The organism is Candidatus Goldiibacteriota bacterium, assembly GCA_016937715.1.
In the GTDB taxonomy this organism is placed as follows: Bacteria; Oederibacteriota; PGYV01; order PGYV01; family PGYV01; genus PGYV01.
Genome location: JAFGWA010000016.1, coordinates 1 through 10,742, shown reverse-complemented (window position 1 = coordinate 10,742; position 10,742 = coordinate 1). Strand labels below are relative to the sequence as shown.

The 10,742-nt window shown below is 43.9% G+C and carries 2 protein-coding genes; both read right to left on the bottom strand.

Annotation, left to right across the window (positions count from 1 at the left end):
- Positions 1 to 9,065 (bottom strand): hypothetical protein (locus JXR81_02030; GenBank protein MBN2753625.1); only part of this gene is annotated, 9,065 nt, incomplete at its 3' end.
- A 279-nt stretch (positions 9,066 to 9,344) separates the two neighbouring features.
- Positions 9,345 to 10,256, bottom strand: a complete 912-nt coding sequence (locus JXR81_02025) for a PPC domain-containing protein (GenBank protein MBN2753624.1) — start codon at positions 10,254 to 10,256, stop codon at positions 9,345 to 9,347.
- Positions 10,257 to 10,742: the final 486 nt, after the last annotated feature.

The following is a 10,742-nucleotide window of genomic DNA, read 5'->3' as shown; positions in this document are numbered from 1 at the left end:
TACTGAATGTCCTGTACGTAAGGGTATTCAACCGACGTGTTGCGCCCGTTTACAACATTTAACAGCCCGCCCGCGTCATACCCGTACATTACTTCTTCTTTGTCAGGGTATTTTACCTTCTGCATCCTGCCCCAGCTGTCAAATTCGTATTCCGTGGTGTATTTAAGCGTGCCGTTTGCCTTTTTATTATCTGTGTTTAAATTATATACCTCTTTTACTACCTGCCCAAGCTTGTCATATTCCCTTGTCTCACTGCCGGATTCAAACGTAACTTTTGTTATCCTGCCTACAAGGTTCCCGTCCTGTCCTTTTAACGAAGCAGCACCGTATGTATATGTGACAGTATTGGACGTACAATCCGGGTATGTTATGGTCATAAGGCGGTTATAGTCGTAGCCGTATTCTATCTTTTTGGAGCCAAGCGCAAGGTTTGGCGTTATCTTTTCTATCACGTTTGACGCAAGGTCATACACAGTCTGCACCCTGCCGGTATCAGGATTTGTAATTGCTGTCCTGCGGCCAAGCATGTCGTATTCAACCGTGGTGGTATTAGACTGCGCGTCTATTACGCTTACTATCTGTTTTAAGGAGTCGTAACCGTATAACGTGGTGATTACTTCGCCTTTTGTTGTGTTGTATTCTTTAACGGATGTTATAAGCTCACGCACGTCCCTAAATGTCTCTTTTTTGTTATTTTCCGCGTCTGTTACCGTTGTCTTAAAACGGTCCTGCCCGCCTTCCGGCGCTATGCCATAACTTATTGTTGTAAAAGTACCGTCCGGTATTGTGGTCTTTATGTTCCTGTCAAGCGCGTCATAAACCATTAAGGTCGGCAGTTGCGTGTCGCGGGTTTCGTTAAAATAATCATTTGAACCTTTTGCCTCTGTTACCGGGTAGTACTGCTCTATCGTCCTTCCCACATGGTCAAACACCACCCTGCCGGAAACTATCATGCTGTCCTGCGGCGCTGTGCCTTCTGCCGTAAATATAGACGCGTCTTTTTTGGTCTGCAGTACGCGCTTTAATCCGTCTGTAAATAACAGCGTGTCTATTGTGTCAACACCCGCCGCGTCACGATACGGGTCATAATGTTTTGTCAGCGCGTAAGGCACATCCGCTTCGGGATGATATTCAAATTCTATGGTCTTTTTTGTTGTCCCCGCTTCAAAAGGCCCTATCACATAAACAAGCCTTCCGAATTTGTCATACCCGTTTTCCATTATATTGCCGTTTAAGTCAGTTGTAGTTTTTACCCTGCCGAACCTGTAGTCATATGCCGCGTCAGAACTGTAATTAAAACTGTCTGATATTGACGTAACATGAGTGGACACATCCGCATCATAATCATAATTAAGCGTATATCTTTGCCCATCTTTGTTTGCCGGGCCTTTAAAATCCTTTAAATTGCCGTTTGTGTAATATGTCAGGCTGCTTTGCGCAAAAGTATTGTCTGTAAGATACTGCCGTATCGTTGTTAAATCGCCGTCAGCGGAATAATCCGCTTCGCGCTTGCGCAATACATTTCCGCTGTTGTTAATTACAACAATGCTTTCCGGAAGCCCGACTATATGGGCATCTGCCAGGCCGGAATGCCTGCCTGTGCCGTCCCCGGTGTATTTAATAACCGCCATAACATTATCACCACCGCCAATATCGCCCGCGTCAAAGAAACTTGTCACATTGCCGTATCTGTCATAATCAAATGTCTGATACGTGGATATTCCGGCAGAACTGTCTTCATAGAATGTCTTGTTAGTACGTTCAAGTTTTGGGAACGCGGATTCCCTATTAATTACGGAATCAATTAATATATCCGCGGTATATGTAATTTCATGGCCTGCGCTGTCTGCCACTAATTCAAGCCCGTATGTATTTGCCGATTCCATTAACTGTCTCTGTACAGCGCCGGACATGTCATACGTCTTTTCGCTTAATAACAGCCCTTTATTATGATACGTCGTATTCAGGTAGCCCCTGTTTACAAGCCTGAAATCCGGACTGCCGGAAACCATTGTGTCCTTTACGGTTTCAGAAACTCTCTTATACCCGTAAAAATCACGTTCAAACCTGTCATACCTGCCGCCCTGATAGACAAATTCCTTTATCTGCGTATCCGCGCCCTTTCCTTCAATACCGTCTTGCACGCCGTCATTCACCGTTACTTTTGTCAGGTTCCACCTTGAATTCGGATTTTCATAGGTGTTGCCGTCACGGGTATATTCAAGTTCAAACGACGCCCCAAGCGGCCTTGAAACCGTGCGCAAAAGGTTGGTTTTTCCGGTTTTATTGTGCCAGACAGTCAGCGGATGAGTATCATCCGAAAGCAGCCTGTCAGTACAACCGTCTCCGTCAACATCGGATAACATTATCTCCTGCCTGTTCATGCTCCAATGAATGTCCGCTCCCGGATTGATAACAATATTAAATACAGTTATCGGCGGAACTATTGGAATGGAAATTGTAAAATAACCACCGCCCCCAAAATTATATGTTCTCCCTTTGCCTATTTCTGCCGGTCCTCCCAACTTATAACTTGATGACGCAAATCCGCTTCCTGTATTTATCCACACTGTCCCGTCATTGTTTACTCTATCTACCAAGCCATCGCCATTAACGTCTGACAAGGTCTGCTTTGAATATGATTCAGAACCGCCTCCGCTTAAACCACCGCCCCATCCATAATCACCGCTGTTAAAACCTATATTCAGTCCAAGATTAAGGCTTTTGCTTTCACCATAATTAATTACAGTTGAATTCCACTGTTCTTCTTCTGTAAAGCTGTAACCCAGATTGTATCTTACTTTTAACGACTTCTGTCCGTCACTTTCATTAAGCCTTACCAAGTCCGGCAATCCGTCACCATTTATATCCATTAAGTTATATTCTACATCTGATTTGCCCAATCCTCCGCCTATGTTGAAACCCAATGTCGTCATCTGACTTCCTGTGCCCTGCGCGGAATCCACAGCTCCATCCGCTTCCACGGCAACTGTTCCCTTCGAATCGGATTTCCATTGAGCCGGATTCCCGCCTATACCCGCATTACCCGCTTCATTATTACTTTTCCTGAATTCGCCAAGAGAATTCAATTTTGTGGAACCCATTCCGCCATATGGATTTGTATATTGTATCTTCGCATTTCCCACTATATCAGGGAACCTGTCACCGTTCATATCCATATAGTCCAGCAAAGCCCAGCTGTCTCCGGTAGAGTATGAACCATTTACAAAGAATACTCCCGCCCCTACGCAATTCTGGCGGCTCAAACTCATTCGCTGCACGCCGTATGCTCCGGCGCCATTTCCTGAACCTGTCCCTGCTGTTCCGGCAAAATCATCCGCAGAAGGCATAGATACATTTTTTGTACCATTCCTGGAACTGCTTAACACTGATGCTTTGGCAAAAATCATCTTATCAGAACCGCTCCAGGCATCATTAGTTCCATCGGCAATGCCGCCCAGTTCGGGATAAAATACTATCTGATCTATTTCTTCCGCGTCACCAACATTATCTTCAGGATTTGAACTTTCAGGTTTTTTAAGGTCTGCCGGTATTATTAAATCGGATTCATTAATTGGTGTATTTAAGCTTTTAACATTGTCAACAGTAATATCCCCTGACGGATTCCCGTTAAGGCCGGCAACACCCCACCCTCTGTACGGAGACTGAAATAAAGCAGGATTTACATATGTCAATAATGCACTGTCAATACCAAACTTTGGCATCAGGTTTTCTTCGCCATAATATCCGTCAACATGTAAATCAGCAACCTTCCCCCTTATGCCGTCAACTCTTGAAGTAAATTCAAAAAACAGTTCTTCTCCCAGTGTAACTTCCATTACAACGGCATTTCCCGTGTCAATGCCGTCTTTCAGTGCGATTTCCTGTTTATAAAGCCTTTTCCCTCTTGGCTTTATTGTGAAGATAAGTTTATCGTCAACGGCATCTTTGCCTATTATAACAGGCACAATTGTTAAATTTTTTATTCTTGTTTTATCTACAGAAGCGGTATCTGAATCAGTGTCCGTAAGAAGGTCTATTTCATATGCCGGTTTCATGCTTGGTTCTGTCAGGGTAATTTCCGGAGCGTCACCGGGTTTATCAGCAGGAACTACAACCTTAAAATTAAGTTCAGGCTGCCATTGTATATTATCAAGATCATTCTGGGAACCCGTAACCATTTTTACCCTTATTTTTGCGCCTGCCTCAATAGAGTTTGATTTGGCGTCAATTTCTTCTTCCACAACAACATCACCTAAATACCCTCCCTCTATTATTTTTGTCATTACAACATTATCGTTAACCAGAACCTGTAACAGGACATCATCAGCCGCAGCCGCATTTTTTGTAACATTACCTGTAAGCCGCAGGTAGACCTTAGCATCCTGTTCAACCGGAGCAGGTACTTCAGCCAAAACAAGTTCCGGCCTGGTTATTTTAAAAGGTTCATGCGGTGCAGTTTTGCCGTTATCTGAATAGAATTCAATATCATACGGGCAAAACCTTTTTATATAATATTCGCCCATATTGTTTAACGCGGGCGGAACAACATCTTCATCGCTGCTCTTTAATGTTTCCGTATATATTATCTCGGGGTGCCATGACAACTGTTTCAAATCAATGTTAGAATCAACTTTTGCGCATAATACAAGTTCATCGCCTTTTTCTACATTGAATGTTCTTATGCCCCCATTCCCCATTGTGATAGAGCCTGTTCCGTCCCATGAGATAACATCAGTATCGGGGTTATTCAGCAGCACTCCGCCATTCTTGATAACAAGAGCCACATCATCTGTAGTAACGCCATTTTTATATAAATTGCCTTTAAGCTGTACCGTCCCTTTAAACGGCATTTTTAAACTTATGCCTTTCCTTCCTGCCATTACAAAATCATCAGAAGATTTATAGGAATATACACCCAGATTATTGACATCCTTAAACTCTTCCACGTTAATATATCTTATTTCCGGATCCCATCCTGCCTTATCATACATACCGTCAAACACTGACTGCACCCTAAAATATATCCTGTCGCCTTTGGATACCTGAAGCATATCAACGGATAAAGTTTTTCCTGTTGTATCCTCAGCCTGTAATGATTCAGACAGAAGCCTGACGCCATTTTTTTGAACAGAAACAAATACACCGTCTTTATCTTTGTAGCCAATAAATTCTTCCAGCTCGTCTTTATCCGTTGTAAGAGGGTCATCCACAACAGGCATCATGCGCGCAGTTGAAGAAATACTGATTACACCGTCATAAGGGGCAACCCATCTTTTTATTGTGTCTACAAGCGGAAAATCCGCCACATCTTTAAGGTATTTTTCCGTAAAGTCAGGTATCAGTCCTTCCGTATCTATTGCTTCACCCGCGCCAAGAGGATAGTCTGTATAGGATGTATCATCAGCAAAGATTATACTGCCGTCAGGCATGCGCTTGCCGAACTTTACCGGCCCTCCGTCAACAAGATCCGGAATCCCGTCACTGTTTGCGTCAATCATATATTTTTCGCCTACAGTCATACCGTCAGAATCATTATACAGTGCCTGAACGCCGGAAACATAAGCTTCCGGCCCTTTGGATGTCATTATTGAATAATCTTTTGCTATACTGTTTAATCCATTTATTTCATCAACCGTGTTTGAGAAAGCGTTGCTTGCGCCAAGACAAGCGCCTGAAATGTTTTTTCTCCATTTAAATTTCCCGCTGGATCTGTCCTTAAATACTTTATCAGGCAGATTATCTCCATCTATATCCATCAAAGATAAAACGCCGTAACTGTTATCGTTTGAGAAACCGACTTTATATCCCGCGGAAATATTTTTTCCCTGATATGGCACGGCAACTCCCAGATATAAATGGCCGCCCCATCCGTCCCCTTTGGTTCCGCTAAGCATGCTGGATTCGCCAAGAATACTGATACCCGCTATATTAATATTATCAACGGCATCTCCCGGAACCGACCAATCAGCACCGCTGTCATTTAAAATAGTACCACTGCCAATATCATCATAGTATTCAAAAGTGTGGACATTATCCTGAAACACTGCGCCATCACCGGCAGTCTGCGTTATAGTTTTAAGCAGTACTTTATGAAACTGCCCTTCTTCATAACCGAACAAATACTTTCTTATTACACCCGCATCAACCCCTCCAATTTTACTTACTGTTATTTCGCTTAAAAGTTTTGACGAAACACGTTTAAAACCGCCCCTTGCATCAATCCTGGTATCAACTCTGTTTGATTCCGGATAAATAAATTCAACTTTATACGCGCCGTCACCGGCACTGTCTCCGGTATACCTGATGCTGCTTAAATACAGATCTCCGTCATTACTGAATCTTGAATAGTAGTACCTGATATTATTGCCGTTTGTGTCAACAGTCTCTTTAAGCACCCACATGAATACACCGTTACCCGAACGCAAAGCATAGCTATTCCCTGAAGTATTCGTGGGGTCGCCATAAATATTCTTTGTGCCGTCTTTTTCTATTACTTCCCATGTATAATCTGCCGGATTTGTCCCTTTGCGCTGTATCTTCCTGAACTGCCCTTCAACGCGAGTGTGGAATATTTTACCGCCGTTTGCAACATCATTATCCCTTGGCACAAAATCAGACCTGTGCGCAACAGGCGACAGCATTTCGCCTTCAAGCAGATATGTCTCTGTTTCATGTGTTGCGCTGTACCTTGGCACGCCCCACCTTGTTTCGCATACTATGCTTCTTACCGGCATGTCCCAGCCCGCGCCAAGAAGCCCGCTTCCGCCGTCTGAACTGTAATTAATAGAAATTTGCGGCTGCATGCCCTGCCTGCCGGGGGGTATTTCTATGGGATAGTTTAAATTCGCGCTTCCTTTATTATTAGCCGACGGCGGTTCAATTAAATTGATTCCCGCGCCGGGGTCAGCCGCTTTTATGTCCTTAATCTGATTGGGATTAAAGCTTACCGCCTGCGGATGGTCCGGTTCTGTTATTGTGGCGTTTATGAAGTCCGTAAAATGGTCTGTTAAACTGGATACAGCTGTTGTGGAAACATCCACCGCTTCAAATTCCACGGGCAGCCATTTGCTTAAATTTTCATCAAAGTAAAATGTCCTTACTTCATCTTCTGTGTGCCCTGCAGGTATTAACTTTCTGTCATAAGGCAGTTTTATCTTAACCTTGCTGTTAAAATGCGCGCCGTGCGGCAGAAAACGGAAGCCTTTATGCCCGCCTGTGACGTTCGTCATTCCCGGTTCAAGCGCGGGCAAATCGCCGTCTTTAAGCGTTGTCATACGTATGTTCATAGGATCAATGCCGGCGTCCGCGCCAATTTCCAGAAGCGCGCCTTCATAATTAATTGTCCTTGAAACTCCGGGTTTTAAACCAAACGCGTATGTGGATGGGTCAGAACCGTCAGGCGGCGTAAGGTTTGAAAGCTGCCTATTAAGTTTTACTGTTTTTGTAAGCCTTTCGCCGTCAGGATAAATTGCCGTTATTACAACTTCCCACGGGTCAATGTCCGGGCTGTCTGTAAGGCCTACATCTTCCTTGCTTACCACAGCAGAGAAAGACCCGTCCCTTACTTCCGCCGGTATCGGCCCTGCCAGTATCATGGCAGGCCCTGAAGCATTGGAAGGAACAGAAAGATAACCCCTTATATATGCCGCCCTTCCGTAAAACTGGCCGGCGTTAGGGTATGTTATGTTTATATCCTTGCTTCTTGCCGCGCCGGAACCCGAACCTATTACGGTTATTTCACTTATCTTGCCGCTTTTTTCTTCCTTGCCGCCGTTAAAATTAATCTTAATTTTTTCAACCGGCTTGACGTTGTTAATTTTCAACATATGCCAGCCTGTATTCATTGCGGATGCGTCAAGCATGCCGGACAGGTTCTGCCATTTATCGCCGATTTTTCCGCTTATTTCAAATTTACCATAAAGTTTATTGGCTATATTTATTCCTATTCTTTCTATCTGGGCGGGTTTGTTTAAATCAATGTTTAATTCCGCCGCTTCACTTTGTGAATATGGCTCCCATCCTGTCATTGGATTGCCGTCAAGAATATCCGGTATGCCGGTTTCCCCGCATATTGTGTTTTCAACCATATTTGCGCCGTTATCAAGCTCGGCTGTTATTTTTACATTTCTTACTTTATATCCTGTGCTGTATCCGGCAGGAAGGCTGAACCGTATTTCATTTGCACCTTTTTTAAGCCACTCCGGATTTATTTCTTCTGACTGTTTGCTCCACTCTTCCGCGCCTGCAAGCGGCCATCCGCCCTGCATTGCTTTTCCATTAATAGCCCTTTTCGCTGTTATCCAGTGGCTAAATCCGTAAATTTCATAGGTAAGCCACGCCCTTTTCATGTCCGCGGGCGCCCTTACTGCCGCCGCGCTAAAAACGCAGTCCGTAGAAGCCATTCCGTCCGTGCCGTATATTACTGTTACTTCTCCCTGTACAGGCAGCGCGGCAAAACTTCTTGCCTGCATGGGCGGGTCTGTTTCTTCCATCATTTTCAGCAGGTCTTCGCTGCTTTTTATATTTATCCTTTCACTATCGCCCCAGAATTCTATTTCAACCAATCCCGAAGACAGAAGTGATTTTTTAGGTTTCAGCGTTATCATGAACCTTGTGCCTTTTGCCGCGGAACCCGCATTAAACCTGTTCCACTGCGCCGCAAGCGAGCTTAAATCCATGTTTATAAGGTCTGAAACATCAACCCAATTATTATTTCCCTTTTCAACAGCAACTGTCATGGTATATGGCGCGGCGCCGAATACTTTTATAAAATTCAGGTTTTGTTCATTTTCAAACGCGGCTGTTATGACGCTTGCCCCGTACGCCGTATATTGGGTGGTGGTATCCCTGTCAAAAGCAAAGCTGACGCTTTTTGTTTCAAGAGTTTTAAGCTCTGCTGATAAACCGGAATCCGTCGTCACTGATATTTCCGCCGGGCTTAACCTTAATACATCCTTTTGCCGCCAGGCAGAAAATACCGCAAAAACAGTGGCGCTTAACGCCAGAAATATTATTACCCCTGATAAAACCAATGCACGCGCTAAAAGACCGTTCTTTTTCATAAACCCTCCGCTAATCGCATGGCCCCCCACGCGTTTGTACGTTATTATTTTGTTTCAGTAACCGCGCCTTTAAAGTACATATTGTTTTTTCGTTTTGGCAGCCGCGGGTCTTTAGCCCGCGCGTTTTTTTCCTGTTAGTCTATCTTTGGCGGCCGCACCTGCCAATTCTTAAATCCAAATCAACTGCCGCACCTTAAAAGGTGCGCCTACCAAACATTTAAACCATAAACATTAAAAACCCGTTTCGTCCCTACAATATGAAACAAACCATCAAAGACTTTAAGGCGATGTGACCGTGATGCTGTAAGCAGTATCCGTGCCGCCAAGTACACCGCAGTTCCAGTCAGAATTCACTGATTGAAATTCCGCGATATACGCCGTTCCTGTATAATCCGCGGTCCAGGATATTTTACTTGCCTTGCCGCCTGCGCCGCTATTATCGTCAAATGTGATTAAAATTTCCGTGCTGTCATAAAGCCTTAATACCGTATCCGAATTCGCGCCTAAGCCTGATGTTTCTATAGTGTACTTGCTGCCGGACGTACAGGCAAAAGAAAATATATCCATGTCATCCGCTTGATGGTTATTATGTGACTGCGCGGCCGCGCCGACAATTATGTTTTTACCCGGCACGTCATTATCTGTTTCATATGTATCCGGAAGTACGTTAGAGACCCTGAAACTGTATGATGTATCCATGATTCCGCTCCATATATTGGTAGGCGTACCGGAATTACAGTCATACGAAGAAACAGAAACAAAATATTTTCCCGTTGCAGGGCATGTCCAGCTTATATAACTTTCAAACCCGCACCGGTCATCATCTGAGAATATGGAGTTTTGAATATTGGATGATGCGTATAATTTAAGGTATGTGTCGGCATTCGCGCCAAGGTTATAGGTTTCTATTATATATGATTGTCCTGCTATCGCATCAAACGAATACCAATCCCAGTCACAGACAGTATGAATTGTGTGCCCCGTTGAAGCTGTGCCTAAAACCAAATGCGTGGCGGAATAAGGATCGCTGTCAGCAGGTTCAAAAGAGTCCGGCGCCGCAACAACGGCAAGAGTAGCAGCAGGTATAGGAGTAGGTTCTTCAACGGCAGCCGCAGGGTTTGTTTTTTTACCACAGGCAAATAAGATAATTAGTACAAAAAACATCAGAAACAAGAAAGATAACTTTTTCAAACAGCACCCTCCCAGATAGTAAGTTAATCCTGTGAAATATTATAAAACTTTACAAAAAAACGTCAAGTTTTATTTCAGCGTTTCATCAATTCATTAAGCACGTATAAAATATAATACCATATGATAAAAAACATCAACCGCAGATGACCCAACTGCTTGAAAACATAAATCCGCTTCATTTCGGAGATTTCCGCTCACAGACTCACTACAACCGCAGGCTAAAGACCCGCGCCTATCAAACCTTAAACATCTATTATGTACCGGATTTTTATCCCTGGTAGCCGCGCCTTTTAAGGCGCGTTATTTTGATTTGGATTTGTTATTTCGCATTGATTTTATTGTACTGGTAGACGCGGGTCTTTAGCCCGCGGCAGTTTGTTTTGTCTTGTTCTTATCCCTGGTAGCCGCGTCCTTTTAGGGCGCGTTGTTTTGTTTTAGATTTGTTATTTTAGATTTTTTTCGGCACTGGTAGACGCGGGTCTTTAG